Genomic DNA, 26,777 nt, shown 5'->3' on the forward strand with positions numbered 1-26,777 from the left:
CGCTGTACCGGATCGCCATGGATATGGCGACCCTCCTGCCGCGGAGAGTCCGCGGCCGTAAGTCCACAGGAGGTGAGTGGTCGTTATGCGTCATTACGAGCTCATGGTCATTCTCGACCCGAGCCTGGACGAGCGGAATGTCGCCTCGTCCCTGGAGAACTACCTCAAGGTCATTCGCAACGACGGCGGCAGCATCGAGAACGTCGATGTCTGGGGTCGCCGCAGGCTGGCCTACGAGATCGACAAGCGCGCCGAGGGCATCTACGTCGTAGTGGATCTGAACTCCGAGTCGGCTTCGGTCAACGAACTCGACCGGCAGCTCAACCTGAGCGAGAACGTGCTGCGCACCAAGATGCTGCGCAAGATCGTGCAGCCGCGCAAGGAGGCCCGTCTGGCCCGTGCCAGCGCCAAGGCCGCCAAGGCCGCCACCCGCGGCGAGGTCGGCGCTTCGGTCTGATCCCCGCTCTCCCGAGCGGCCCAGCCCCCGACCTCAGCACAGAGACGGAGTCAACAGGCGATGGCCGGTGAAACCGTAACCACAGTGGTCGGCAACCTGACCGCCGACCCGGAACTTCGCTTCACTCCCTCCGGCGCGGCGGTCGCGAACTTCACCGTCGCGTCCACACCGCGGTTCTACGACCGCCAGGCGGGCGAGTGGAAGGACGGCGAAGCCCTCTTCCTCCGTTGCAACATCTGGCGGCAGGCAGCCGAGAACGTTGCCGAGACACTCACCCGGGGCATGCGCGTGGTGGTGCAGGGGCGGTTGCGCCAACGCTCCTTCGAGACGAAGGAAGGCGAGAAGCGCACCGTGGTCGAGATGGAGGTCGACGAGGTCGGCCCCTCGCTGCGCTACGCCACGGCGAAGGTCAACAAGATCAGCCGCGGCAGTGGTGGCTCCGGTGGCGGCTCAGGCGGGGAGGATCCCTGGAGCTCGGCCCCTCCGGCCGGTTCCGGCGGCGGCTTCAGCGACGAGCCACCCTTCTGATCCGCGGGAGGAGCACGGTCACCGGGTGACCGAAGCATCCCGTCCCGCCGTGGCCGCGGCGTTCTCGCGAATGCCCGGGAATTGCCCGGCCGTGGTCGGCGCGCCCCTGCGGTCGCTTCCGGCCCACGGCCGAACGAAAAGTCCATTACGGAGTTCTCGCTCGCTTCGAAGGAGCAAGCACATGGCCAAGGCGCCCGTGCGCAAGCCGAAGAAGAAGGTCTGCGCCTTCTGTGATGACCAGAACGCACTGAGCATCGATTACAAGGACACCACGCTGCTGCGTAAGTACATCTCGGATCGCGGCAAGATCCGGGCACGGCGTGTGACCGGCAACTGCAGTCAGCACCAGCGGGACGTTGCCATCGCGGTCAAGAACGCCCGCGAGATGGCGCTGCTGCCGTACACCTCGACCGCCCGGTAAAACCGGGATACTCGCCACCGCCCCGCGCTCCCACGCGTGCACGATTCACGACGGAGCCCCGGCTCGTCAGGGCGCGACCCCGCTGCCCGGATTCGGGAACTCGGTCACACGCTCGATCACGCCTGGGAGACCGGCCGGCTCGTCGGTGCCGGTCGGCGACGGGGCCGGGGTGACCTCGGTTCGGCTTTGAAAGGAGACACGCCGTGAAGATCATTCTGACCTCGGACGTGAGCGGTCTCGGCGCCTCGGGTGACGTTGTCGAGGTACGTGACGGCTACGCCCGCAACTACCTGCTGCCGCAGAACATGGCCATCCTGGCCACCAAGGGTGCGCAGAAGCAGGTCGAGACCATCCGCCGCTCGCAGGAGAACCGCAGGGTCCGCAACCTGGAGCATGCCCGGGAGCTGCAGGAACAGCTGCAGAACATGGGCATGGTGCGGCTTTCCAAGAAGGTTTCCAAGAAGGGCAAGCTGTTCGGTTCGATCACCGAGTCCGACGTGGTCTCGGCCGTGCGTCAGGCGGGTGGCCCCAGCCTGGACAAGCGTTCGGTGGAACTGAAGGGCAACGTCAAGTCGCTGGGCAAGATGGCCGTCGGCGTGCGGTTGCACCCCGACGTCTACGCCTCGATGCACGTCGAGGTCACGCCGGGCGGCTGAATCATTCAACGCGGTTCCGCGCGGAGGTGGCGAAGACCGGCCGCGCGGAACCGGTTCGGTTCCGTTCCTACCCCGTGTTTCCGCACCAACAGCACCACGGTTGGGGACGGTCGTTTCGTATCCGTCACGGACCGGCAAGCTGTCCACAACCTGTCCACAGGGCCTTCGTCGAGAAGTGCGCTGCGAAGACGAGCACCACGACAGAGTTGTCCCCAGTTTGTCCACAACGCGCACCGTCGAGTGGACACGTGTGTCCAATTCCGTTCGACACGCTGTCCTCCGACTTGTCCACAGCCCCTTCGCGTCGGCTCGGTTCCGAACCGGGTCACGTATGATGTGGGCACCTTCGAGATCACGGACATGACAGCACGCACTCGCGACACGCCGGGCCGCGACCAACCGGGCGCTGTCGATGTCTCCGCGATCATTTGCCGCGACGACTCGTGACCCGGCGACCCCATCGGGTCGGCACGGTGACGCGTATGTCGGAACTCGGCCCGGGCATCGGGGCCGGACTCTGCGTCCAGGAGGTGGCAGTAAGCCGTGGCGTTGGCTGACGAGCGCGGTACGGAACCGCCCCCCGACGAGAACGATGGCGATCACGGAGCGGCCTTCGAACGGCAACCACCGCAGGACGTGGCCGCCGAGCAGTCGGTGCTCGGCGGGATGATGTTGAGCAAGGACGCCATCGCCAACGTCGTCGAGGTGCTCCAGCCACAAGACTTCTACCGTCCCGCACATCACGTGATCTACGAGTGCGTGCTCGATCTGTACGGGCGGGGTGAGCCCGCCGACGCGGTCACGGTGTCCGCCGCGCTGGAACGGCGCAACGAACTCGGCAAGGTCGGTGGTGGCGCCTACATCCACACGCTGCTCCGGACGGTCCCCACCGCGGCCAACGCCAACTACTACGCCGAGATCGTCTCGGAGAAGGCGGTACTGCGCAGGCTGGTCGAGGCGGGCACCAGGATCGTGCAGTACGGCTACAACGGCGCCGAGGGCGCCGCGATCGAGGAGGTCGTGGACCGCGCGCAGGCCGCTGTCTACGACGTGACCGAACGACGCACCAGCGAGGACTACGTCGCGCTCGAAGAGCTGCTGCAGCCGACGATGGACGAGATCGACGCCATCGCCTCGCGCGGCGGCGAATCCGAGGGGATCCCGACCGGTTTCGTGGATCTGGACGGCGTGACCAACGGGCTGCACCCGGGGCAGATGATCATCGTCGCGGCACGTCCCGGTGTGGGCAAGGCACTGGCGCTGCACACACCGCTGCCCACGCCGGAGGGTTGGACCACCATGGGCGCGGTTTCCGTCGGCGACCAACTGCTCGGCGCGGACGGCAGATCGGTCCGGGTGACCGCGGCCACCGAGGTGATGCACGGTCACGTCTGCTACGAGATCGAATTCTCGGACGGCACGCTGGTGGTCGCCGACGAGCAGCACCAGTGGGGCCTGCGGGACGGCACCGTGTGCACCACGGCCGGACTCCGCGACAGGCTCGGCAACCGGATGGACGTGGAGCTGCCCGACCACGGGCCGTTCTCGCTGGCACAGCGGGACCTGCCGATCGCGCCCTACCTGCTGGGAGTGTGGCTTGCGGCGGGCGACAAGGCCGGTGAACTGTCCGGGGTGGGCGAGGACGTACTGGCCAACCTGGAACCGGCCACCCCGGAACCGAACGGCCTGGTACGCGCGAACGACGGGGTCGTGCTCGACGAGGAAACCGCGGCCGAGTTGGCCGGGCTGGGAGTGTGGCACGAGGCCGAGGTCCCCGCCGACTACCTGCGCGGGAGTGAGCAGCAGCGGCGTTCGCTGCTGGCCGGACTCGCGGACACGGCGGGCAGCGTGGGCGAGGACGGCCGCGTGCTGCTGCGAGTGCGTGAGTCCCTTTCGGTGCGGGTTCGCGAGCTCGTCCTCACCCTGGGATACCCGTGCACCGCCACCGTGGACCCGGACTCGGGTGACGAGATCACCACTCTCGTGGTCTTCGACAGCGGCGAGGACCAGATCTTCCGCCGCACCGAACTCGACGACCAGCACAAGCTGAAGCGGGGCGGCAACCGGCGCCCCCGGGGTGTCAGGGCCGTGCGGCGCGTGGACAGTGTCCCCGTGCGGTGCGTGGAGGTCGACTCACCCGACCGGCTCTACCTCGCGAGCCGGTCGATGATCCCGACCCACAACTCCACGCTCGGACTGGATTTCGCCCGTGCCGCCTCGATCAGGAACGGGCTCGGCAGCGTCATCTTCTCGCTGGAGATGGGCCGCACCGAGATCGTGATGCGCATGCTCTCCGCCGAGGCTCGGATCCGGCTCGGGGACATGCGCGGTGGCCGGATGACCGACGAGGACTGGACCCGCCTCGCGCGCCGGATGAGCGAGATCAACGAAGCACCGCTGTTCATCGACGACTCGCCCAACCTGACGATGATGGAGATCCGCGCGAAGGCGCGGCGCCTGAAGCAGCGCAACGACATCGGGCTGATCGTGGTCGACTACATGCAGCTGATGACCTCGGGCAAGCGGGTCGAGTCCCGGCAGCAGGAGGTCTCGGAGTTTTCCCGGAGCCTCAAGCTGCTCGCCAAGGAACTGGAGATCCCGGTTGTGGCGATCTCGCAGCTCAACCGTGGTCCGGAGCAGCGCAACGACCGCAAACCACAACTGTCCGACCTGCGCGAGTCGGGCTGTCTGACCGGTGGTACGCGACTGCTGCGGGCCGACGACGGTTCGGAGATCACCTTCGACGAGCTGATGGCCGAGGGGCAGCGACCGCTGGTGTGGTCGGTGGACGAGCAGCGGCGGATGGTCCCGCGACCGATCACGAACGTGTTCAGCAGCGGTGTCAAGGAGGCGTTCCGTGTCGTGCTGGCCTCCGGCCGGGAGGTCGAGGCCACCGCCAATCACCCGATGCTGACCCCGTGGGGCTGGACCCCGCTCGGCGAGCTGACCGAGGGAGCCCACGTCGCGGTGCCGGGACGGGTTCCGGACCCGCTCGACGCGGAACCGGTGTCGGAGTCCGAAGTGGTCTCGCTGGCCCGGTCGGCGCTCGACGGTGGCGAGGTGCCACATCGGGTTTTCTCGCTGCCACGTGGGCAACTCGCGCTGTTCCTGCGGCTGTGCTGGGACGGCGAGGGGAGCGCGGCGGAACCGCGCGAACTACGGGCGGGGTGGGAACGCCGCACGGTCAAGGGTCGCGCGCTGGCCGACGGGTTCCAACTGCTGCTGTCGCGGTTCACCGTCCACACCAGGCTGCGTCGCCCGTCGCCGGAGGCGGATCCGAACCGCTGGGAGATCCTGCTCGACGGGATCGACAGTCGACAGCGCTTCGCGCGCGAGATCGCCGGAGCGGAGGTCGCGAGTCGGGAGATCGCGAGCACGGCACCCGCACCGGTCGCCCGAGCCGGTGGGTCCCTCGAACCGGGGGCGGTCGCCGTAGGGGATGGCACGTTCTCCGCCGATCGGCGGGAACGAGCGGTCACCACCGACGCCGGATCGCGCCGGAACGAGGTGCCCTCGGACGAGGTGTACTCGGACGACGTGCGCTGGGACGACGTGCGCTGGGACGAGATCGTCGAGATCACCTCGCTCGGTGAGCAGCCCGTCTACGACGCGACGGTGGCCGACACGCACAACTTCGTGGCCAACTCGGTGGTCGTGCACAACAGCCTGGAGCAGGACGCCGACATGGTGATCCTGATCCACCGGCCCGACGCGTTCGAACGGGACGATCCCCGGATGGGCGAGGCGGATCTGATCCTCGCCAAGCACCGTGCCGGCCCCACCGAGACCGTTACCGTGGCGCACCAGCTGCACTACAGCCGGTTCGTGGACATGGCCCAGGAGTAGGGCAGCAGTCCTCGCGAGCCGGTCATGAGGTCCGCGCCCGGTGCCGCGCGCGTGCTGCTTCGCGGGTGAGATGCTCGCGTTCGGCCAGGTTGGTGGCGGCGCGGGCGGCTTCGGCCTACACGCGCAGCGTGTCGTCGGTTCCGGGCACCGGAACGCCGGTTGGTTCGGCCGCCACCGCCAGCTCCCGCTCGCGCCGGGACTTCTCGGCCCGTGCGGAGTCGAGGAACTTGTGCCACGCGACCGAGATCAGCCACGCTTTCGGGGGCGCGCGGTTGCTCCTCCGGCCGGGCTTCGAGTGCCCGAACCAGCGCCTCCTGCACGGCGTCCTCGGCCGAGGCGAATTCAGCTCCGCGACGGACGAGAACGCCGATCACCACGGGTCCGAGTTCCCGCAGCAGTGGCTCGTTCACTCGGTCACCGTGGGTGGCTCGGTGAGGAACGGCCGTACTTCGAGCCATTCGTGGATCGGCTCGCCGCCGTTCCCGGGAGCCGCCGAGAGCTCCCCGGCCAGCTCGACCGCGCGCTCCCAGGACTCCACGTCGATGACCATCCAGCCCGCGATGAGGTCCTTCGTCTCGGCGAACGGGCCGTCGGTCACCGGCGGTTGTCCCGCGCCGTCGTATCGCACGAACGTGCCCTCGGGAGCGAGGGCCTGCGAATCCACGAACTCGCCGGTCTCCTCCAGACGGGCGGCGAAGTCCTTCATGTACTGGATGTGCGCGTCGACCTCCTGCGGAGTCCACTGATCCATGGTCGGATGGTCCGCAGCCGGTTCCGGACCACCTCGGTAGTGCTTGAGCAGCAGATACTTCACGATGAGCTCCCTATCCGTCGAACGACCGGTTGATCCGATCGTGCCCCGGGGACGGAGCCAGCGCGCTGTTCTCGACACCGTTGCGCCTCGATTTCTCGCGAAATCGCCACGCGAGCCGAGTCGACGAAGTCTCACCGGAGCGCGCGGTGCATGATGTGCAGCCCCACGAAACCCTTCTCGGGGTGCTCGAAGGCCTCCGGCACCGTGGTCAGGATCTCGAATCCCAGGGAGCGCCACAGCGCCACCGCCCCGGTGTTGGTCTCCACCACCGCGTTGAACTGCATCGCCGAGTAACCGTCGGCGCGGGCCTGCTCGACCACGTGTTCCCCCAGCGCACGGCCGTAACCGCGTCCGGCGTGGGCCGGGTCGACCATGAAGCCCGCGTTGGCCACGTGCGCGCCGGGCCCGGGGTGGTTGGGGTGGGTCTCGGCGGTTCCCACCACGGTTCCCTCGTCGTCGATGGCCACCACGGTTCGGCCCGGCGGCAGTCGCATCCACCCCGCGCGAGCACTCGGTTCGGTGGTGTCCCGCTCCCAGCAGAAGGTCTCGCCCGCCGAGACGATGTCGCGCATGAAGCGCCAGATCGCGGGCCAGTCGTCGGCCGTCGCCTCCCTGATACGCACGTAACCAGCATCCATCACCGATGGTCCGGGAGGCAATCGAGGGGCCGGCCGGGAGGCGGGAACCCCAGCGACCTCTCACGCGGACAGTTCGGCGAGCACCCCGGGCAGCTCGTCGATGCGTTCCAGGCGCCGTTCGGCCAGTCGCAACGCGTCCGCGGCGGGTGGGAAGTGCGGATTCGGCACGGCGACGACGGTGGTGCCCGCGGCCGCCGCCGAGCGCAGCCCGTTGGAGGAGTCCTCCACCGCCACGCACCTACGCGCGTCCACCCCCAGCTCGTCGGCCGCGCGCAGGTATACGTCCGGGGCGGGCTTGCCCGCCCCCACCTGCTCACTGGATACGGTGTGGCGCACCACGTCCGTGAGTCCACCGGTTTCCAGGAACGCCCCGATGATGCGTGGCGGGGCCGAACTGGCGATCGCGACCGGGTACCGCTCGGCCACGGTCCGCACCGTCTCGACGGCTCCCGGCAGCGTCGGTGGTTCGGCGGCGTAGTGCTCGGCCATCCGGTCGATGACCGTCTCGGCCACCTCTTCGGAGGACAGTCGAACGCCCAGCCCGGTGACGAGGTACTCGGCCCATTCCGGCGTGCTCATCCCCATCATGCGTTCACTGGCACCATCGGCCCATTCGCCGCCGTGCTGTTCGGTGACCTCGCGCCGTATGCGGTCCCAGAGGTGCTCGGAATCGACCAGCACACCGTCGAGATCGAACAACACCGCGGTCACGCCATCGCTGCCGTCGCCCACGCCGTCGATGGTATGACCCGGACGCGGTTCCCGGCTCGCTCGGTGAGCTTGCTCATCCCGGAGGGGCAGCCACCCGGCATGAAAGTTAGCATTTCTAACGAAATACTTCGTCCACAAGAGGAGCGCGCGCCCATGAGCGGGTCCGAAGCCACCCCATTGCGCGAGGTGTTCAAGGGGCAGCCCAAGACCGTCTGGATCACCGCGTTCGCGGCCGTGATCGCCTTCATGGGCATCGGCCTCGTCGATCCGATCCTGCGTTCCATAGCCGAAGCACTCGACGCGGGCCCGGAGCAGGTGACCCTGCTGTTCTCGTCCTACCTGGGGGTCCAGGTGGTGGCCATGCTGATCACCGGCGCGTTCAGCGCGCGGTTCGGCGCCAAGCGCACGGTGGTCACCGGTCTGGTGCTGATCGTGCTGGCCACCCTGGCCTGCGCGCTGGCGGGCACGGTCGTACAACTGGTGGCGCTGCGAGCGGTCTGGGGCCTGGGCAACGCCCTGTTCATCGCCACGGCACTCTCGGTGATCGTCGGCGCGGCCAGCGGCGGACAGCAGGCCGCGATCCTGCTCTACGAGGCAGCGCTCGGCATCGGCCTGTCCACCGGACCACTGCTCGGGGCGCTGCTCGGCAACATCTCCTGGCGCGGGCCGTTCGCCGGAACCGCCGTGCTGATGGCCATCGCCCTGATCCTGGCCGTGGGCTTCCTGCCCTCCGACACCGGCAACCGCGGTGAGCCGGTCAGGCTGCTCGACCCGCTGCGCGCCCTGCGGCACGGCGCGCTGCTGCGTACCTCCGTGGGTTCGGCGCTGTACACCGCGGCCTTCTTCACCGTGCTGGCGTGGTCCCCGTTCGTGCTGGAGTACGGCGCGATCGCCGTGGGGCTGGTGTTCTTCGGCTGGGGTGTGTGCGTGGCGTTCGCCGGGGTCACGCTGGCCCCGAAACTCGCGAACAGGTTCGGCGAACTGGGCGGCACGGTGCTGGCCGTGCTGCTGTACGCGGTACTGCTGCTGATCATGACCATCGACAGCAAGGCCGTGCTGATCGCGGGCATCGTGGTCAGCGGTCTGGTCTCGGGACTGCTCAACACGCTGTTCACCGGTAGCGCCATGAGCGTCAGCAGGGCTCCCCGCCAGGTGGCCAGCGCGGGATACAACTTCTGCCGGTGGCTCGGCGGAGCACTGGCCGCGACACTGGTCAGCCACATCGCCACCTGGCTGGACTGGCCCAGGGCACCGTTCGCGGCGGGCGCGGTGGCCTGCCTGATCGCGGCCGGGCTGCTCGCGGTGGGACTGCGCTCGCACGCCACCGATCCGCACCGGGTCCCGGAGGAGGCAGCGGTGGTCGGCGAGGAGTTCTGATCAGCCCCGACGGAGCACGCCCCGGCAACGCCCCGAAAACGAGCAACGAACGAGAACCGCGAGTCCACAACGGATTTCGGCGCGCCCGAGCGCGGGACGGATCGACAAATCGGCGGTGCCGTAAATCACATCGAGAGGTAACAGTGTCGAAAGTGGAAACGCTGGGTCGCCTTCGCGCTGTCCGACATCCGGTCGTGGGACGACGCTTTCACCGTTGTGCAGCAGCCGGACTCGACTCACCGTCACGAATTTCCCTGCCGTTCACGTTCAATCAGCTGGGACCTCGCCTGCCGCGCATAGTGTCGGCACGTCCCACTGACAAAAGCTGTGGAAAGGCAGGAAATGTCCGCCAACTCAGCCGAACCACGCACGCTCCCGCTACCGCTGCTGGACCACCACTCCGCCAGCCGATCCGCGGTTACCTGCGAATACCGCTGCGGGAACGCCTGCGCGCACGACGCGCCGAACGAATCGGACAACAGCTACTTCGGAGACCTGGTGCGACGGGTCGTGAACAGACGGGGCGCGCTGCGCGCGGGCGCGGTGCTGTCCGTGGCGGCGGGGGCGACCGCCACGGCCGTGGGCACGGCAGCGGCGAACCCGGGGCGGGGAAACGGCCGTGGGCACGGGAACGGTCACGGGAACGACTCGGGCGCCGCTGCCCTCGGCACCGACTTCGACCCGGTGCCGCCGAACACCCAGGACAGGGTGGTCATCCCCGAAGGGTATGAGCAGCAGGTCGTCATCCGGTGGGGAGACCCGGTACTGCACTCGGCCCCCGAATTCGACTTCTGGAATCAGACGCCCGAGGCCCAGCAGGCCCAGTTCGGCTACAACAACGACTTCGCCGGGCTGATCCCGCTGGACAACGCGGGAATTCACAACCTGCTGGTGGTCAACCACGAGTACACCACCGAAACCCACATGTTCGCCGACTACGACCCGGACAAACCCACCGAGCAGCAGGTGCGGACCGCCTGGGCCGCGCACGGGATGTCCGTGCTGCTGGTCCGGCGCGACCCGGCACGCGGCGGACTCAGCCCACTGCCGAGCTGGTACAGCAGGCGGATCACGCTGCGGACGGAGTTCGAGCTGCGTGGCCCCGCTGCCGGGAGCGAACTGCTCAAGACCTCCGAGGACCCGAGCGGTACCCGGGTGCTGGGAACCCAGAACAACTGCGCCGGGGGTGTCACCCCGTGGGGAACGGTGCTCTCCGGTGAGGAGAACTTCCACCAGTACTTCGCGCACGCCGACCGGGTGAGCGACCCGGAGACCAGGGAGCGGATGCGCCGCTACGGACTGGGCACCGGCAGCAGCACCCGCAAGTGGGAACGCTTCGAGAAGCGCTGGGACGCGAGCCGGGAGCCGAACGAGTCCAACAGGTTCGGCTGGGTGGTCGAGGTGGATCCGCACGACCCGAACTCGACACCGGTCAAGCACACCGCGCTGGGCCGCTTCAAGCACGAGGGCGCCACGATCCGCACCGCGGACGACGGCCGAGTGGTCGCCTACATGGGGGACGACGAGCGGTTCGACTACATCTACAAGTTCGTCTCCAGCGGCAGGTTGAAGAACGGCCGGAGCGCCCACGCCCGCAGGCACAACATGTCGCTGCTGGACCACGGCACCCTGTACGTGGCGCGGTTCTCCGGCGACAGCCCCGCCTCGGAGATCGACGGCAGCGGCGAGCTGCCCTCCGACGGCGAGTTCGACGGCTCCGGTGAGTGGCTGCCGCTGGCCACGGGCGACACCTCGCACGTTCCCGGCTTCACGGCCGAGGAGGTCTACGTGTTCACCCGCCTCGCGGCCGACGAGGTGGGGGCGACCAAGATGGACCGCCCCGAGGACATCGAGCCGAACCCCTCCAACGGGCGGGTCTACTGCGCGCTGACCAACAACTCCAACCGAGGAGCGGCGGGGCACGCACCGGTCGACGAGATCAACCCCCGGATCGGCAACAAGCACGGTCACGTGCTGGAGATCCGCGAGAACCACGACGATCCGACGTCGACCCGCATGTCCTGGGGCCTGTTGCTGGTCTGCGGCGACCCCGAGGATGCGGGCACCTACTTCGGCGGGTTCGACAAGGATCAGGTGAGCCCGATCTCCTGCCCCGACAACGTGGCGTTCGACCGGCACGGCAACCTCTGGGTCTCCACGGACGGCAACGAGCTCGGCTCGCACGACGGGCTGTTCGCCGTGCCGGTGACGGGCCCGGAACGGGGGCACGTCAAGCAGTTCCTGACGGTGCCCAACGGCGCCGAGACCTGCGGCCCGATCATCACCGACGACGTCGTGACCGTGTGCGTCCAGCACCCGGGCGACAACGGGTCCGGCCCCTCCGACCCCGGTTCGCACTGGCCGGACGGCGGTGACTCCCAGCCCCGCCCGTCGTTGGTCGCCGTGTGGCGCGACCACGGCCACCGCGTGGGCGAGATCGGACGACGCTGAACCACGGCGGTGAGCCCCCCCCACCGCGCACCCGGATCGCACCGATGCGCTCCCCTGGTAGGGAACGGTGACGGAAGCGCGACAACCGACCGGTCGTGCCGGGGTCGAGAAACCCCGGCACGACCGGGGCGTGCGGTGTGCACCGTGGTGACGGCGCTACCGTAATCGGGATGACTTCACGACCGACCGCACTGGTCACGGGCGCTTCACGGGGTGTGGGGGCGGCGGTGGCACACCGGCTTTCCGAAACCCACGACGTGCTGCTCGGTGGCCGCGACGAGGAAACCCTGCGAAAGCTCGCGGCGGATCTGCCCGGGGCCAGCCCCTGGCCCGCCGAACTCACCGACTACGAGGGAATAGCAGCGGCGGCGGCCGGGATCGGGGAACTCGACGTGCTGGTGCACAGTGCGGGCATGATCGAGCTCGGCTCGGTCTCCGAAACCGGGGTCGACTCGTGGCGCCGCACCTTCGAACTCAACCTGTTCGCCGTGACCGAGCTGACCAGGACACTGCTTCCCGCGCTGCGGGCCTCCGCCGGCCACGTGGTGCTGATCAACTCCGGCGCGGGCATGACCGCCAAACCGAACTGGGGCTCCTACGCCGCCAGCAAGTTCGCGCTGCGGGCCTACGCGGACGTGCTGCGCGGTGAGGAAGCCACCAACGGAATCCGGGTGACCTCGGTGTTCCCCGGACGTGTCGCCACCGACATGCAACGCGAGGTACGCGAGTCCGAGGGCGGAGCCTTCGAACCGGAGCGCTACCTGCGGCCGGAATCGGTCGCCGACACTGTGGTGTCCAGCGTTCGGGCCGGCGCCGACGCGCACATGACGGAGATAGTGCTGCGGCCGGACGGCTGACCGGCCGGGACCCGTCCCGGACCCGCGTCGGTCCAGCGTCGGGACTCGGCCGGTGGCGAGCACCGGCACGACGGAAGCGAGAGGCACCGCATCCCGGCGGAGTCAACCGGTCGGGAAGCCACCGAGTGGTTCAACTCTCGATTCGGCGTGCCGCCGCGCGTGCGGACTTCAACACCGAGTCCCGCTCCACCCGAGTGGGTTCCCCCGCACGCAACACTTGTTCACCGGCCACCCAGACATCGCGCACGCGGTCGACTCCCGCCGCCCAAACCAGGTTGGACAGGATGCGTTCGTCCGTGGTGTCGGCACCGCGCACGAAAGCCGGGGTGTCCAGGTCCAGTTGGACGACGTCGGCCCAGCGGCCGCGTTCCAGCACGCCGATGTCGGTACGGTGCAGGGCCTGCGCGCCTCCCCTGGTGGCGGCGAGCAGCAGCTCCGCCGCGCCGACCGCGTTGGCATCGCCCTCCCGCAGCCGGGCGAACATCCCGGCGAGCTGGATCTCCTCCCGGAGGTCGATGTCGTCGTTGCTGGACGGGCCGTCGGTGCCGAGCCCGACCGGGATGCCGGCCCGCAGCAGATCGACGAACCGGGCCGTACCGGAGGCGAGTTTCGCGTTGGAACCGGGGCAGTGGGCCAGGCCCGCGTCGTGCTCGGCGAGGGTGGCGATGTCGGTGTCGTCGAGATGAACCCCGTGGGCTGCCAGGAAACGCCCCTCCAGCACCCCGAGTTCGGCCAACATGCGCGGCACCGAGCCGTACGAACGTCGCTGCTCGGTGTCCTCGTCCGCGGTTTCGGCCACATGGGTGTGCACCAGCGCGTCGCGTTCGCGCGCCTGTTCGCCGATCGCTCGCAGGGCCTCCGGCGGAAGGGTGTAGGCGGAGTGCGGGCCGTAGGCGAGTTCCACGCGCTCGCCCGGGCCGAAGCGCAGGCCGTCACTGTCGATCCAACGGCTGACCCGGTCCACCATGCCCTGCCAACCGCCCAGGTCACCCAGGTCGGGAGTGTCGATCACCGCGGAGGCGATCACCGCACGCGACCCCACTTCGAGTATCGCCTCGGCGACGGATTCGGGCGCGAAGTACATCTCCGCGCTGGTGGTCACTCCCGCGCTGAGCATCTCCAGGCTGCCGAGCCGCATGCCGTCCCGGATGTCCGAGGCCCGCAGCCGGGACTCGGCGGGCCAGACCGCTTCCCGCAACCAGCGGAGCAGCGGCAGCTCACCTCCGATGCCCCGCAACAGCGTCATGGGCGTGTGCGCGTGGGAGTTGACCATTCCCGGCAGCAACAGCCCGGGACAGTCCTGTACGACGGTGTTCGGATCCGGTTCGGGAGCCGAGACACGCGGACCGCAGTAGCCCAGCCTGCCCTGCTCGTCGATGTCCACGACAGCGTCACGCCGGACCGAGCAGGTCTCGTCGCAGGGAAGCATCAGCGGGGCGCGTAGGCGTCGAGCGATCGGCATGACCGCATTGTCCAACCGGCGACCGGCGGGCCGGAAGCTACCCGGTACGCCTTCGGCCGCGGCGGGGCACCGGTCAATGTCTGGATTCCTCCCGGGACGGCGGGAGACCGGGTTACCTGTTTTATGGCCCGAGTGCGTTCATGATGTGAAACATCACCAGCCCAGCGGCGAGCATGCCGCACGACAGTGCCGCACAGATCAGTCCCTCGCGAAGTCTTCGCGCGGCGACCGAGAACTCACGGACCCTCCCTCCCGGAACGGCGTCCTGCTGTCGGGAATGTCCCGGCAGCCGTGGGCTTGCGCCTTCACGGAACTTGTCTCGCGCTCGCGACGGGAGCAGAGCTCGCAGCGGGGTCAACGCTCGCAGCAGGGCCCTGGGGCGCAACAGGGAGCGGGATTGCAACGAGGTTCGGGATTGCAACGAGGTTCGGGATTGCAGCGGGCTTCGGGATTGCAGCGGCATTCGGGCTTGCGTGTGTCGCGTCATGTCCCCAGCATGCGCGCGGTTCGGTGCGCTCACCTCGGCAGTTCGGCCAGAAACGATCCGCCGAACGGCCGGTGCTCGGACACTGCCCGTACGAGGTCGCCTCCACTCCCCGGGGGGTACTGCGGGATCGCCAGCCCGGTCAGTCGTTCATCCGGCCGGTGCGCCACGCCCAGGCCGCGATCTCCACCCGGTTGCGCGCCCCGATCTTGCCCTGCACCGAGGCCAGGTGGGACTTCACGGTGGAGAGCGACATGTAGAGCTCGCCGCTCACCTCGGTGTTGGTCAGGCCGCGGGCCACCGCACGGACCACGTCGTGTTCCCTGCTGGTCAGTTGTTCCCCGGGCTTGTCCGCTTCGCGTTCGCGGTGTGTGCCGGACTCGTGGAAGTGCCTGAGCAACCGCACGGTGATCTGCGGCGACACCAGGGCGTCGCCGCGGGTGGCGGCGTGCACCGCTTCCACCAGCAGCGCCGGCCCGGCGTCCTTGAGCAGGAAACCGCTGGCACCGTTGTTGAGCGCGGTGGCGACGTACTCGTCGAGGTCGAAGGTCGTCACCACGACGACCTTGATGGGGTCGGTGGCCTCCTCGCCCGCGAGCAGTCCGGTGGCCTCCAGGCCGTCGATGCCCGGCATCCGGATGTCCATGAGGCAGACGTCCGGGCGCAGTTCGCGTGCGAGCCGTACGGCCTCATCGCCGTTTCCCGCGTCACCGACCACCTGGATGTCGTCCTCGCTGTCCAGGATCATCCGGAAGCCGGCTCGGACCATTTCCTGGTCGTCGGCGATCAGTACCCGGATCATGCCCGCTTTTCCTCCGTATCCGTCAGCGGCAGCCGAGCCTCGACTCGCCAACCACATCCTCGCCCCGGTCCCGCGCTCAACCGACCGCCGAGCAGTTCGATTCGCTCCCGCATGCCGACCAGACCGTATCCACCGGAGCCGCCCGGCGGCTGCCCGCTGGGAGCTGTTCCGTCGTCGGTGATCTCGACCAGTAAGTGCTCGTTCGCGGTGTTGACCGAAATCGTCACGAGGTCGGCGTCGAGGGCGTGCTTCTCGGCGTTGGTGACCGCCTCCTGGACGAGTCGCAGTGCCGAACGCCCCACTTCCTGCGGCACCTCCTTCGTCAAGCGCACCTCCAGCTCGATCCGCTTCCCCGAAGCCTCGCGCGTGCTGTGCTCGACAAGTTTCCGCAGGTCGGCCTCCAGGTCGGCGGTGGGCTCCGTCTCCAGTGCGGAGAACGAGTCGTTCTCGGGGTCACGCATGCTGCCGACGAGCCGCCGCATGGCCGTGAGGGCCTCGGTACCGCTGGACGAGATCCGCTCCAATGCCTCGCCCGCGGCTCGCGGGTTCTTCTCGGCGACCTTGAGCGCGGCCTGTGCCTGCACCACGATCCCGGTGACGTGATGTGCGACCACGTCGTGCAGTTCGCGGGCCAGTGCCATCCGCTCGTCCTGCTGCGCCCCCTTCACCGCCGCACGAACCGCACGGGCCCGGTCCTCGTCGCGGGCGCGGAAGTACATCCCGGTGCCGACCGCCATCACCAGCAGGACTGCCCCCAGGAACAGCAGGCCGAGGAGCTGGGACAGCGGCTCGCTGTACCTCGTCTGCGGAACGAGAACCGCACCGAACACGGCCGAGGCCGTGAGGGCGCCGGTGGCCACGGTGGCCTCACGTGTGGACGCCAGCCGGACCGCGAAGGCCACGAGCAGCATTCCGGCCACGACGATCGGTGCCGGGAGCGCACCCATGCCCGGGATGCCGGCTATGACGGCCTCTTCTCCCATCGCGTCGAACAGCCAACCCAACACCGTGGTGAACACGACGGTCACCGCCCCGAACAGCGCGGCATGCACCGGTCGGAGCGGGGCGAACACCGCGAGCACGGACATGAGCACACAGCTGACCAGCAGCATCATGCCGCCCCAGGGCATCCTGAGGAAGTCGATGTTGATCGTCTGCACGAACAGCAGAACGGACAGCACGGCGGTGATCGGCCACTGTTCGCGCAGCAGCTCGACGATCGGGGAACGTGCGACCCGGTGTTCGCGGTTGTCCCGCAGATACATACCGGTGCCCACCGCGAGCACCAGCTGCAGGAATCCGAGTTCCAGACTCCGGTCCCTCGGGACGAACACCGAGGAAGCGTCCCGCAGGAACACCGCTGCCAGGCAGGAAGCCACGAGGACCAACGTGACCAGGCCCGCTCTGCTCCGAGAAAGGCCACGGAACGCGTAGACCACGAGCAGCAGCCCCGCGACGTTCTCGGTGATCGAGACGTTCGCGAGCACTCCGGGGCCCGGCTCGAACCCCGGGGCATACGAGAACACCACCCCGAGCAGCAACGTGCCCGCGCCGAGCAGGCCGCACCTGACCGGATACCACCGAGCGGCCAGCGCGAGCAGCACCATCACCGTGATCAGCGGAATGCGTCCCAGTTCCGGAAAACCGGCATCCAGTGTGTGGGCCAGTTCGCCGAGCCAGGTCAGCAGCAGCAGGGCCGCGAAGATCCACTGCTCCCGCAGCGCACGCGCCGTGCGGCGTGACAGGAATCGTGCCGACCACCGTCCCGGTTGCTCGGGACTGGGCCGAGTGGTGGATGAGCGACCGGACCGAGGCAGCACATCCGAACCCTAACCGGCACGAGCGCCCGCGCCCCTTGGCCGATCGGTCGGCAGGAAATAACCACATGGCCGATACAACACGTGACGATCGCCAGTCACGCTCGGTGACGCAATGCAGTAACCGGCGGCCTCCCGTTACCGACACGGGCCGTTGCCGACACGGAATCGGCGCGGGACACGACCGGCGGCACGAAAGGAGCGACACCGTGCTTACCACGTTATCCGTCATCGGGACAGTACTGGCACTGGCCGTACTGGTGCTGATGGCACTCAGCGCGACGCTGCCCGACCTCTGGGAGGTGTTCCACCACGGACGCTGACCGGTGATCCGTTTTGACCACCGAACGACAGGTCAGGTTCTCATCCGGCGCGGTCGAAGACGACGAGGGACGCAGGTGTGCAAGGCACGCATCCGGAGGCATGCGCCCGGGTTCGAATGAACCGCCCACCGTCGCCACGACTGTCGAAACGGGATCGCGCCGGTCAACCTCGAACGACGTGCCGACGTCGAGCAACCTGCCAAGATCGAGCAACCTGCCAAGATCGAGCAACCTGCCGAGATCGGGCAGGTGACTACCCCGAAGTCTCCACACCCGGCACGTTTCTCCGCACTCGGAGCTAGCACAGCCGAGAAATTCCGCCGAGCGAACAATCCGTCCACCCGACCGGAAAAATTCGATCAGACGCGCTCGAAGAGCAGGTCGTGCACTTCACGACCCTCGGAATGGGCCCGGTTCTCGAACTTGGTCACCGGTCGCCACTCCGGCCGCGGCGCCCATCCCCCCGGAAAGTCCGCCCAGCGGTTCCGCAGGCTCGGTTCCGCGGTGCAGACCTCCATCATCTGCTCGGCGTAACTCTCCCAATCGGTAGCCAGGTGCAGCACCCCACCGGGGCGTAACCGCGAGGCGACCAACGCCACGAAACCGGATTGAACCAGCCGTCGTTTGTGATGGCGCTTCTTGGGCCACGGGTCCGGGAAGAAGACCCGCACCTCGCTCAACGTGTCCGCCGAGAAGTGCTCCCGCAGCAGTACCGTCGCGTCGCCGCGCAGCAACCGGAGATTGTCGATGCCGAGGTTCTCGGCACGTGCCAGTAGCTGGGCCAGCCCGGGCTTGTAGACCTCGACAGCCAGGTGGTCGCGATCCGGCTGGGCCGCGGCGAGCTGTGCCGTCGTCTCCCCCATACCGGAGCCGATCTCCAGCACCAGCGGGGCGGTTCGACCGAACCATCCGGTGGTGTCGAGCGGCCCCGCGGGCAGTTCGGAGATGTCGTGGCCGAACTCGTGCCAGTACCGATCCCACGCACGCTGCTGTCCGGTCGTCATGCGCTCGCCGCGCTGCACATAGCTGACGACCGTGCGGTGGTGGGGAATCTGCTGGTCGGAAGCACTCACGTCGAGCCAGTATCGCAAACGCGGTTCCGGGGCCGAGGCGGACCACCGGTTGCCCGTGTCGTCCGGACGAGTGGAGCAGGTTGTCGAATTGTCGAAGCGCCATCACTCGGTGACCGGACGGCTGATCCGACCACCGAGCGGCGCACGTGTTACCAGGCCTCGATTCGAGGCAGGATCGCGGCCAGCTCGCTGACGCCCGGTGCGGGCACCCGTGGTGTGGGCGCTCCCTCCGTCTGAGCGGGCACGATGTTGATCCACCCCGGATGCTGGTCGGTCAGCGTCACCGTGGTCGGTACCGACATCGGTGGACGATCGGAAGGACCGTACTCCCAGTAACCGATCTCACCTGCGGTGGACCAGGGCACGAACACCCAACCGGGCCGAGTGATCAGCAGCGCGTGGAGGTCGTCCTCGAACCGGAACGCCTCGGCGCGGGTGCCGATCTCGCCCCGGTGCAACGCGTGCAGCCACCATGGAGCAGGCAGGCGTCCATCGGGGCCGCCGAGTCTGCGGAACAGATCCAGCACCTGGTCCTGCGAAGCGGTGTGCACCCATCCGGTACGCATCGACTCGGGCGAACCCGCCTCTCCCTCGGGCTGGTTCGATTCGGTTGCCAGCGACCACTCCAGCCGGGGAGTGGGAATCAGTCGTACGTCCTCGGCTTCCTCGGTGACTTCGGTGTCCTCTGCTACTTCGGTTTCCTCGATGGCCTTGGCGGATTTTTGATTGAGCGACGAAAACTCACTCGACAGAACCACAGCTTCACCCTCCTCCGCGTGAGCCGCGAGGGGATTCGGGTAGGCGACTCGCGGCCTTACCCCCAGGGATGTGCTCCGGAGACATCGGCCCCCTGGAGCTACATCTCTTACCTTACGGGTTACCACAGACACGGTGGGTGTATGCAACATTCCGAAGAATGTGCTACCCCTCACACTGTCCAGCGAGAATGCAGGACCCGCAGCGCAATCAGCCGTTCAACCGAACGAAACAACGCGAACGGGCTATGTGAGCATGGTCACCGAATCGGCCACTGTGGGACGTTCGCGGCGAAATCCGTCGCGATGGGACATCACTCCCGAGCGAGCACGGGTTCTCCCGCCGCGCACTCTCACACGGACCCCCCGACGTTGTGCGGTTCCTACCCGATGTGGCAGCCGCCCGGAGCGAGAGCAGGCTGGGGTTCCGCCGAGCGAACAGCTCCACAGCCCGGCTGGAGAACATCGATGCGGCCGAAAAATACAGGGCCAGGGCCATCCCCCGAATGACAGCCCTGGCCCTCCCCCGTCCCGACCACAGGCACCCCCGAGCGCCCGTCCAGTCGGTTTCCGGCTGTGCGCGACCGGTCCGGGATTGCCACGACAGACACTCCGGCGGCCCGCTCAATCTCACAACCAGCGGTAAGTTCGATTTCTCTTGATCTTATCGGTAGGGGTGAGCAGTATCTCCCCCGGGCTCGATAACGACGTGCGGCACCGCACAGCCGCTACCGAACCGGATTCGGTTACCGGCCGACGACCTCAGGCGTCGCGCTTGCGGACCGTGATCAGCGCGATGACCAGCAGCGCCACCCCGACGGCGAGGAAGTAGACCAACGAGGCCCACGGTCCGATCGGCGCTTCAGGCATCTGGGAGGTCATCGGCGTCTGCGGAGCACCGCCCTGCAAAAACTGGTTGGCGGCGGCGAAGGGCATCCAGTCGAAGATGTCGTCGCCCACCCTGGGCAGCAGCCCGACCAACGACTCGACCAGCAGTGCCCAGACGATCACCAGCGAGATCGCTCCGGCGCTCTGCCGCACCAGCATGCCCACCGCGAGGGCGTACAGCGCGGCACCGGCGTAGACCAGGCCGAGTCCGGCCACGTTGCGCCACTCGTGCCCCGCGTCCAGCACGAGCGTCTCGCCGCCCGTGATCAGGTAGCTGACGCCCCAGGCCAGGAAAGCCGCGATCTCACCGATCACGAAGGCCAGCGCCGCCACCACGCCGCTCTTGGCCAGCATGACCGCCGTCCGGTTCGGCACGGCCTGGAAAGTCGCCTTGATGGTGCCGAAACGGTACTCGGTGGTCACGGCCAGCGCGGCCAGCACCATGATCACCATCATGCCCAGTTGGCCGCCCGACTGGGTGGCGCCGACGACAGTGAACTCCGCGGGCGCCGTGGCCGCGTACAGCACACCGAGCCCTACGGTCAGCAGCAGGGCTGCGAACATGCACCACCACGGGGAACGGGTGGTGAACAGCTTCATGCGTTCGATTGCCAGCAATGTCATTTCGAATATCCCGATGCTCGTGACCGGCGAAGCCGCTCCGCGCGGCGTCGCCGAGTGCTCGTGGCTGTCTGTCGTCTCGAACGGGGCGCTAGAACACGACTCCGCCGGATGTCCGGGAGATTCGGACGGCCCGAGAAGTCGGGCCGGATCGAGGTCCCACGCTGCGGGACCGCGTGCTCCCCCAGTACCGGAACTCCCACGGGGCAGCGTTCTCGGCACCCACCGCGGGGCTGCCGGAAACGACTGCCGTCTCGCTTCCCGTTCGATGCCTACTGGTCGTGCGGGGTCACTTCTCCGCCGCGACCGGCGCCTCGCCCGGGGAGCCGGAAGACTCCGCACCGGAGCTCCCGGTGCTGAACTCCACTTCCTCCCCGGTGATCTGCATGAACGCCTCTTCGAGCGAAGCACGCTGCACGGTGAGTTCGTGCAGTACGCAGTCGTACTTGGCGGCCAGCTCACCGATCTGTTCGGTCGCGCCGTCGGGCACCAGCAGGGTGTCCCGCTCCTGCTGGTTCTCGCGGGTGACGGCGAAACCGTTCGAGGTGAGGACCTCGCCGAGCTGATCGGCCTGCGGGCTGCGGACCTTCACCGAGGTGCTGCTGGAGCTCTCCACGAACTCCTGGGTGCTGCACTGCGCGATGAGCTTGCCGCGTCCCACGACGACCAGTTCCTCTGCCGTCTGGGCCATCTCGGAGAGCAGGTGGCTGGAGACCAGCACGGTGCGCCCCTCCGCCGCGAGGCGCTGCATGAACCGCCTGATCCAGTGGATGCCCTCCGGGTCGAGCCCGTTTACCGGCTCGTCGAACATCAGGATCTTGGGATCGCCGAGCAGTGCGGTGGCGATGCCGAGCCGCTGGGACATGCCGAGCGAGAACCCGCCCGCCCTGCGTCGGGCCACCTCCGAGAGCCCGACGATGTCGAGCACCTCGTCCACCCGTTTGGTGGGGATGCCGTTGGACCTGGCCATCCACTTGAGGTGCGCGTAGGCGGAGCGGTTCGGGTGAACCCACTTGGCGTCGACCAGCGCCCCCAGCGTGCGCAGCGGGTTCTTGAGTTCGGTGTAGTGCTTGCCGTCGATGAGGACCTTGCCGGCGGTGGGGCGGTCCAGGCCGAGCATCATGCGCATCGTGGTGGACTTGCCCGCCCCGTTCGGCCCGAGAAACCCAGTGACCTTGCCGGGCTTGACGGTGAACGAGAGATCGTCGACCGCCAGCTTGGAGCCGTAGCGTTTGGTGAGGCCCACAGCCTCGATCATCGTCACTCCTGTGGATTCCGGTGACCGGCCGGAAATGTGATCCGGCCTCATGTCACCTACCAGCCTGCCCGAGGAACGGCCGTCACCGCGTCCACCCGGGGTATAGAACCGAATCCACTTCAGGTCGTAGTCTTCCCGGATCCCCCTGAGACCCTCAGCCCGGAGCTCGTTCGCAGGGGTGGGATCGCTCACTCGACCGGAGGGCACGGCGGTACGAACCCGCCGCTGCCACGGAGGCGCTCAGCCGGGGGCGAACCAGCGTTCGAGAGCGGGAACCAGCCCGTCCTCGGTCACCGGGTTCGCCACCTCGGCGGCGGTGAGCCGCACGGTCGCGGGTGCCTGGCCCATCGCCACCGAGTGGTGTGCCCATTCGAGCATCTGGAGATCGTTGTCACCGTCCCCGGCCGCGAAGGTCCCATCCGGGGAGACCCCGAGTTCCAACCGGAGTTTCTCCAGGGCGGCAGCCTTGCTCACCCCTGCGGGGACGACCGTCACCCACGGGTCGTAGTGGTCGATCGTGAAGGTGCACCCCGGCAGCTCGAGACCTTCGAGGCGCCCCCAGACCTCGGCGGGATCACGGTTCGCCCAGTTCACTATGAAACGGGGCACCGGATGTCCGAGCAGTTCGGCCAGCCCGACGTGCCACTGCGGACCGTGCAGCTCCTCCGGAGTGAACGGGGCGGTCACCATGCTGCCGACGCCGATGCGCTCGGCGGCGAACAGCGAGCCGGGCAGCAACGGGGAGAGTCGGGTGTGCACGGGCTGCGGATCGAAGGTCTCCACCGAGACGGCCTCCCTGGTGGCCACATCGACCCGGACGGCTCCGTTGGAGCACAGCGCCACCCCGTCGGTGACGCCGAGCTCGTCGAGCACCGGCAGCGTCCCGAGCATGCTCCGACCGGTGGCGAGGACCAGGTAGCTACCCGAGGAGGCGACACGCCGCACCGCCCGACGCACCGGGTCGGACAGCAACTGCGTCTCGGGATCCACGATCGTCCCGTCCACGTCGAGGGCGACAAGACTCGGTGTCCAGCTGGATCTCGTGGTCACAACAGCAGCCTATCCGTTCGGCCCGGTGGCGGGGGTCGGTCGCGAGTCGAATAACACTACGGGAGCGCTGCTCGGGGCGAAACCCCTGTCACGCACTGCCGACACCGTCACGCACTGCCGACCGGACGTTTTCGCAGTGCTTCGATGTCGTCCAACGAGTAGGCGGTGTCGACCAACCGCTCGGGCACCACCGAGGCGCCGGAGTGGATCAGACCGCGGATCGATTCGGCCACCCCGAAGACGTTGACGTTCATGGCGGCGAGCACCCGTTCCGAGCTGTCGAGCCAACAGGCGACGAACCGCTGCTCGTCCGTCGAACCACGCACCACGACCCGTTCCTCAACCCCGGCGGGCACGAAACCGTGGTACTCCATCCCCAGGTCGTACTGGTCGGTGAAGAAGTAGGGCAACTCGGTGTAGGAAGCCGAGTGCCCCAACATGGTCGCCGCCGCCACGGCGGGTTGTTTCAGCGCATTGGCCCAGTGCTCCACCCGGAGCCCACCGAACGACGGATGCCGCACCTCGGCGATGTCACCCACCGCGAGGATGTCCGGATCGCTGGTGGTCAGGCCGGTGTCGACCAGCACCCCGTGGTCGATGTCCAGTCCCGCGCCCTCGGCCAGGCCGAGCTCTGGGCGGGCCCCCACCGCGAGCAGCACGGCATCCGCCGGCAGCTCGGACCCGTCGGTGAGCCGCACTCCGGTGACCCCGGAGGGGGTCATGATCTCGGAGACGTGGGAGGAAAGGTGCAGCGTGACCCCGTGCTCGCGGTGCAGGTCGGCGAAGAACTCACCCATCCGCGGCCCGAGCGAGAGCAACAGGGGCTGACGCGCCGCTTCGACGACGTGAACCTCCACCCCGTAGCTCCGGGCCACGGCGGCCACTTCCAGCCCGATCCAGCCAGCACCCACGATCACCAGCCGCTCCACGCGCCGCAGCGCGGCGGCGAGCCGATCGGCGTCGCCCAGTCTGCGCAGGTAGTGCACGCCTCGGGAATCCGTTCCGGGCAGCGGCAACCGGCGAGGCCGGGAGCCGGTGGCGAGCACGAGCTTGTCATACCCCAACCGGGTGGAATCGGCCAGTTCGATCTCGTGGCTGCCCGGATGCAGCCCGGTCGCCCGGGTGCCCAGCCGCAGCTCGACGTCGTTCCGGACGTACCACTCCCTGGGGTGAACGGCGAAGTCGGCCACCTCGGCCCTGCCTGCCAGGTAGTCCTTGGAGAGCGGCGGACGCTCGTAGGGCGGTGCCTCCTCCTCGCAGATCAACTCGACACGACCGGGGAACTCCCGCTCCCGCAGCGCCTCCACGGTCTTCGCGCCTGCCAGGCCACCACCGACCACGACGAATGTCTCGGACATGAGAACTCCCTCCCCACCAGGGCGGTTAGGGGGAGGGTAGGCACTGGAAGTCGAGCTCGCTCACCGGAAGACCGGGGCGGCACGGGTCCGGGGGTGCACGGACGGTGAACACCGAGCGGCGCCACCCCGGACCCAACCGAGGCGGAGCCAGCGGCAATCACTCCGTGCCGGGGCGGATGAGTCCCGTCTCGTAGGCGAGCACCACGGCCTGCACCCGGTCGCGCAGCTCGAGTTTGGCCAGGATACGGCCGATGTGGGTCTTGACGGTGGCCTCCGAAAGGTAGAGGCGCTCGGCGATCTCGCCGTTGGACAGGCCACGTGCCATGTTGACCAGCACTTCGCGCTCGCGCCCGGTCAGCGACTCCAGTACGGAGTCGTCACGCAGCTTCGTCTCGCCCGTTCCGATGAAACGATCGAGCAACCTGCGCGTCACGCTCGGCGATACGACCGCGTCGCCCTCGTCCACCGAGCGCACCGCGGAGACCAGATCCGCCGGAGGCGTGTCCTTGAGCAGGAATCCGCTGGCTCCCGCCCGGAGCGCGGACAGCGCGTAGTCGTCCAGGTCGAAGGTGGTCATCACGAGCACCTTGGCGAGCTCCTCGCCCACGATGAGCTCGGTGGCGCGCACCCCGTCCATGCCGGGCATGCGGACGTCCATCAGCACCACGTCGGGAGCGAGTTCCCGTGCTCGTTCGACCGCCGCGGCACCGTCGTCGGCCTCGGCCACCACCTCCACGTCCTCCTGGGCGTCCAGCACCATGCGCAGCCCCACCCGCATGAGTTCCTGGTCGTCGACGAGCACCACCCGAACCATGCGGATCAGCCTATAGCAGAATTCTCCGGCCCGGTTTCCGTAGTGGGGGACGGGTACCCCGCTCAGCTCGCGGTCGCGGACTCCCCAGCCAACAAGAGCTCCGCGCGCACCCGCCAACCGCCCTCCTCCGCCGGTCCCGCCTCCAGGCTCCCGCCGTAGATGGCCGCGCGTTCGCGCATCCCGATGAGACCGTTGCCGCCCGGCACCGCCTCCGACGCGAGCACTCCCCTGGCCCCGTTGTCGGTGACTTCGATCCGCACCCGCTCGCCGTCGTTGCGCAGCAGCACGGCGGCCGTGGCGTGCCATCCCGCGTGCTTGAGCACGTTGGTCAGCGACTCCTGCACGATGCGATAGATCCCCAGCCCCTGTCCGGTGGGAATCCGATCGAGATCACCCTCGACCCGGAACGTCACCGGCAGCCCCAGACCACGCACCCGCTCCACCAGTTCGTACACCCCGCCGACGCCGGGCTGCGGGTCGCGTCGGGCGCTGTCGTCGGCCTCGGTCCGGTTCCGCAGCACGTGCAGCAGGCTGCGCAACTCGACGAGTGCCTCCCTGCCGGTGTCCCCGATCGTGTGCAGCGCCCGCACAGCGTTGTCCGGGGCGTCGCGGACGATGTACGCCGCGCCGTCGGCATGGGTGACCATCACGTTCACCGAGTGGGCCAGCACGTCGTGCAGCTCCCTGGCGATGCGGTTGCGTTCCTCGGCCACCGCGATCCTGGCCTGCTGGTCGCGCTCGAACTCCAGACCGCGCAGCCGGCTCTCCATCGCCTCCTGGTAGGCCCGGCGGGCCCCGAAGTACTCGCCGAGCACCCAGCAGAATCCGAGCACGAGCACCAGTTGCACGGCGAACAGCGCCCACGGGGGCGTGACACCGGTCGTCGGATAGCTCGACAGCAGCCAGACCGCGAGCACCGCGCCCACGTAACCGCCCCCCGCCCTCCTGCCGACATAGGCGACGAGGGTGTAGACCATGATCAGCACTGCCAGGAAACCCGGCCGCAAGAGGGGTGGGTGCGGACCGAACAGCTGGAAGAGCAGACCGAGCAGCACGGCACAGGCCGTCACACCGGGCAGGTTCCGCCGGAACGCGAGTGGGAACACCAGCAGCGCGCCCGCCAGGACGCTCCAGAACCCGATCAGATGCTCGGCACCCCAGGTTATCACCACAGCGGCGAGCTCGGTAAACAGCAGCAATACCATGATCGAGACATCGCCCACGCTCGGATGCGCACGCATCCACAGACTGAGTCGCCGCACGTCCGCCGATGCTATGCCAGGTGAGTCGGCGATCGCCTCATTCCGGGGTCGAAA

The 26,777-nt window shown here is 68.3% G+C and carries 22 protein-coding genes and 1 pseudogene; 8 read left to right on the forward strand and 15 right to left on the reverse strand.

Annotation, left to right across the window (positions count from 1 at the left end):
- Positions 1 to 85 precede the first annotated feature (85 nt).
- The 5 genes from rpsF to dnaB all read left to right on the forward strand — a co-directional run bounded on the left by rpsF (position 86) and on the right by dnaB (position 5,908).
- Positions 86 to 457: a 30S ribosomal protein S6 gene (rpsF, locus tag BLR41_RS04405; RefSeq protein WP_092626630.1), complete on the forward strand. Its 372-nt coding sequence runs from the start codon at positions 86 to 88 to the stop codon at positions 455 to 457.
- 60 nt (positions 458 to 517) lie between these two features.
- A complete protein-coding gene (locus tag BLR41_RS04410) occupies positions 518 to 985 on the forward strand; it encodes a single-stranded DNA-binding protein (RefSeq protein ID WP_092626631.1) in 468 nt (155 codons plus the stop codon).
- 181 nt (positions 986 to 1,166) lie between these two features.
- Positions 1,167 to 1,406, forward strand: a complete 240-nt coding sequence (gene rpsR, locus BLR41_RS04415; protein ID WP_092626633.1) for a 30S ribosomal protein S18 — start codon at positions 1,167 to 1,169, stop codon at positions 1,404 to 1,406.
- A 203-nt stretch (positions 1,407 to 1,609) separates the two neighbouring features.
- Positions 1,610 to 2,062, forward strand: coding sequence for a 50S ribosomal protein L9 (gene rplI / locus BLR41_RS04420; protein ID WP_092626635.1), 453 nt, complete (start codon positions 1,610 to 1,612; stop codon positions 2,060 to 2,062).
- A gap of 543 nt (positions 2,063 to 2,605) precedes the next feature.
- Entirely contained in the window at positions 2,606 to 5,908 is a 3,303-nt protein-coding gene (gene dnaB / locus BLR41_RS04425) for a replicative DNA helicase (RefSeq protein ID WP_092626636.1), read from the forward strand.
- A 118-nt stretch (positions 5,909 to 6,026) separates the two neighbouring features.
- Here the strand turns inward: dnaB and BLR41_RS23775 are convergent.
- The 4 genes and pseudogenes from BLR41_RS23775 to BLR41_RS04445 all read right to left on the reverse strand — a co-directional run.
- Positions 6,027 to 6,318: pseudogene (locus tag BLR41_RS23775) on the reverse strand (sigma factor); the annotation flags it as partial.
- On the reverse strand, positions 6,315 to 6,722 hold the full coding sequence (locus BLR41_RS04435; RefSeq protein ID WP_092626638.1) for a YciI family protein: 408 nt from the start codon (positions 6,720 to 6,722) through the stop codon (positions 6,315 to 6,317). The gene BLR41_RS04435 and the pseudogene BLR41_RS23775, both read right to left, overlap by 4 nt.
- Before the next feature lie 131 nt (positions 6,723 to 6,853).
- Positions 6,854 to 7,360 carry a GNAT family N-acetyltransferase gene (locus BLR41_RS04440; protein WP_092626639.1) on the reverse strand — a complete coding sequence of 169 codons (507 nt, stop codon included), beginning with the start codon at positions 7,358 to 7,360 and terminating at the stop codon, positions 6,854 to 6,856.
- Between the two features lie 60 nt (positions 7,361 to 7,420).
- Positions 7,421 to 8,071, reverse strand: a complete 651-nt coding sequence (locus BLR41_RS04445; RefSeq protein ID WP_092626832.1) for an HAD-IA family hydrolase — start codon at positions 8,069 to 8,071, stop codon at positions 7,421 to 7,423.
- Between the two features lie 153 nt (positions 8,072 to 8,224).
- On the opposite strand from BLR41_RS04445, the gene BLR41_RS04450 reads away from it, so the two are divergent.
- From BLR41_RS04450 to BLR41_RS04460, 3 genes are all read left to right on the forward strand, one after another.
- Positions 8,225 to 9,448: an MFS transporter gene (locus BLR41_RS04450; protein WP_092626640.1), complete on the forward strand. Its 1,224-nt coding sequence runs from the start codon at positions 8,225 to 8,227 to the stop codon at positions 9,446 to 9,448.
- Between the two features lie 342 nt (positions 9,449 to 9,790).
- Positions 9,791 to 11,899, forward strand: a complete 2,109-nt coding sequence (locus tag BLR41_RS04455; protein WP_092626641.1) for a PhoX family protein — start codon at positions 9,791 to 9,793, stop codon at positions 11,897 to 11,899.
- Between the two features lie 170 nt (positions 11,900 to 12,069).
- Positions 12,070 to 12,756 carry an SDR family oxidoreductase gene (locus BLR41_RS04460; RefSeq protein WP_092626643.1) on the forward strand — a complete coding sequence of 229 codons (687 nt, stop codon included), beginning with the start codon at positions 12,070 to 12,072 and terminating at the stop codon, positions 12,754 to 12,756.
- A gap of 130 nt (positions 12,757 to 12,886) precedes the next feature.
- Here BLR41_RS04460 and BLR41_RS04465 read toward each other — a convergent pair whose 3' ends face one another.
- From BLR41_RS04465 to BLR41_RS04515, 11 genes are all read right to left on the reverse strand, one after another.
- On the reverse strand, positions 12,887 to 14,218 hold the full coding sequence (locus BLR41_RS04465; protein ID WP_176797808.1) for an amidohydrolase family protein: 1,332 nt from the start codon (positions 14,216 to 14,218) through the stop codon (positions 12,887 to 12,889).
- A gap of 626 nt (positions 14,219 to 14,844) precedes the next feature.
- Positions 14,845 to 15,504: a response regulator gene (locus BLR41_RS04470; protein ID WP_092626644.1), complete on the reverse strand. Its 660-nt coding sequence runs from the start codon at positions 15,502 to 15,504 to the stop codon at positions 14,845 to 14,847.
- Positions 15,501 to 17,324: a sensor histidine kinase gene (locus BLR41_RS04475; protein ID WP_092626645.1), complete on the reverse strand. Its 1,824-nt coding sequence runs from the start codon at positions 17,322 to 17,324 to the stop codon at positions 15,501 to 15,503. The genes BLR41_RS04470 and BLR41_RS04475 overlap by 4 nt, the downstream gene beginning before the upstream one ends.
- Before the next feature lie 679 nt (positions 17,325 to 18,003).
- Entirely contained in the window at positions 18,004 to 18,717 is a 714-nt protein-coding gene (trmB, locus tag BLR41_RS04480) for a tRNA (guanosine(46)-N7)-methyltransferase TrmB (protein WP_092626834.1), read from the reverse strand.
- Between the two features lie 149 nt (positions 18,718 to 18,866).
- Positions 18,867 to 19,475, reverse strand: coding sequence for a hypothetical protein (locus BLR41_RS04485; protein WP_245693853.1), 609 nt, complete (start codon positions 19,473 to 19,475; stop codon positions 18,867 to 18,869).
- Between the two features lie 759 nt (positions 19,476 to 20,234).
- Positions 20,235 to 20,984, reverse strand: a complete 750-nt coding sequence (locus BLR41_RS04490; protein ID WP_092626646.1) for an ABC transporter permease — start codon at positions 20,982 to 20,984, stop codon at positions 20,235 to 20,237.
- A 286-nt stretch (positions 20,985 to 21,270) separates the two neighbouring features.
- Complete coding sequence (locus BLR41_RS04495) at positions 21,271 to 22,239, reverse strand: ABC transporter ATP-binding protein (protein WP_092626836.1); 969 nt, start codon at positions 22,237 to 22,239, stop codon at positions 21,271 to 21,273.
- A 240-nt stretch (positions 22,240 to 22,479) separates the two neighbouring features.
- Positions 22,480 to 23,289, reverse strand: coding sequence for an HAD family hydrolase (locus tag BLR41_RS04500; protein ID WP_092626648.1), 810 nt, complete (start codon positions 23,287 to 23,289; stop codon positions 22,480 to 22,482).
- Positions 23,290 to 23,396: 107 nt separating this feature from the next.
- Positions 23,397 to 24,647, reverse strand: coding sequence for an NAD(P)/FAD-dependent oxidoreductase (locus BLR41_RS04505; RefSeq protein ID WP_092626649.1), 1,251 nt, complete (start codon positions 24,645 to 24,647; stop codon positions 23,397 to 23,399).
- 157 nt (positions 24,648 to 24,804) lie between these two features.
- Positions 24,805 to 25,461 (reverse strand): response regulator, encoded by a 657-nt coding sequence (locus tag BLR41_RS04510; RefSeq protein WP_092626650.1) that lies wholly within the window; start codon positions 25,459 to 25,461, stop codon positions 24,805 to 24,807.
- Positions 25,462 to 25,523: 62 nt separating this feature from the next.
- On the reverse strand, positions 25,524 to 26,723 hold the full coding sequence (locus tag BLR41_RS04515) for a sensor histidine kinase (protein ID WP_245693855.1): 1,200 nt from the start codon (positions 26,721 to 26,723) through the stop codon (positions 25,524 to 25,526).
- Positions 26,724 to 26,777 lie beyond the last annotated feature (54 nt).

Origin of the sequence: Actinopolyspora mzabensis (assembly GCF_900101095.1) — a bacterium.
GTDB lineage: Bacteria > Actinomycetota > Actinomycetes > Mycobacteriales > Pseudonocardiaceae > Actinopolyspora > Actinopolyspora mzabensis.

What these genes read in the sequence shown, in the direction of transcription:
- BLR41_RS04495 (WP_092626836.1), bottom strand. Translation starts at nt 22,239, where the DNA reads ATGATCGAGGCTGTGGGCCTCACCAAACGCTACGGCTCCAAGCTGGCG.
- rpsR (WP_092626633.1), top strand. Translation starts at nt 1,167, where the DNA reads ATGGCCAAGGCGCCCGTGCGCAAGCCGAAGAAGAAGGTCTGCGCCTTC.
- BLR41_RS04455 (WP_092626641.1), top strand. Translation starts at nt 9,791, where the DNA reads ATGTCCGCCAACTCAGCCGAACCACGCACGCTCCCGCTACCGCTGCTG.
- BLR41_RS04490 (WP_092626646.1), bottom strand. Translation starts at nt 20,984, where the DNA reads ATGACATTGCTGGCAATCGAACGCATGAAGCTGTTCACCACCCGTTCC.
- BLR41_RS04465 (WP_176797808.1), bottom strand. Translation starts at nt 14,218, where the DNA reads ATGCCGATCGCTCGACGCCTACGCGCCCCGCTGATGCTTCCCTGCGAC.
- BLR41_RS04510 (WP_092626650.1), bottom strand. Translation starts at nt 25,461, where the DNA reads ATGGTTCGGGTGGTGCTCGTCGACGACCAGGAACTCATGCGGGTGGGG.
- BLR41_RS04460 (WP_092626643.1), top strand. Translation starts at nt 12,070, where the DNA reads ATGACTTCACGACCGACCGCACTGGTCACGGGCGCTTCACGGGGTGTG.
- BLR41_RS04450 (WP_092626640.1), top strand. Translation starts at nt 8,225, where the DNA reads ATGAGCGGGTCCGAAGCCACCCCATTGCGCGAGGTGTTCAAGGGGCAG.
- BLR41_RS04470 (WP_092626644.1), bottom strand. Translation starts at nt 15,504, where the DNA reads ATGATCCGGGTACTGATCGCCGACGACCAGGAAATGGTCCGAGCCGGC.
- BLR41_RS04410 (WP_092626631.1), top strand. Translation starts at nt 518, where the DNA reads ATGGCCGGTGAAACCGTAACCACAGTGGTCGGCAACCTGACCGCCGAC.
- BLR41_RS04505 (WP_092626649.1), bottom strand. Translation starts at nt 24,647, where the DNA reads ATGTCCGAGACATTCGTCGTGGTCGGTGGTGGCCTGGCAGGCGCGAAG.
- rpsF (WP_092626630.1), top strand. Translation starts at nt 86, where the DNA reads ATGCGTCATTACGAGCTCATGGTCATTCTCGACCCGAGCCTGGACGAG.
- BLR41_RS04440 (WP_092626639.1), bottom strand. Translation starts at nt 7,360, where the DNA reads ATGGATGCTGGTTACGTGCGTATCAGGGAGGCGACGGCCGACGACTGG.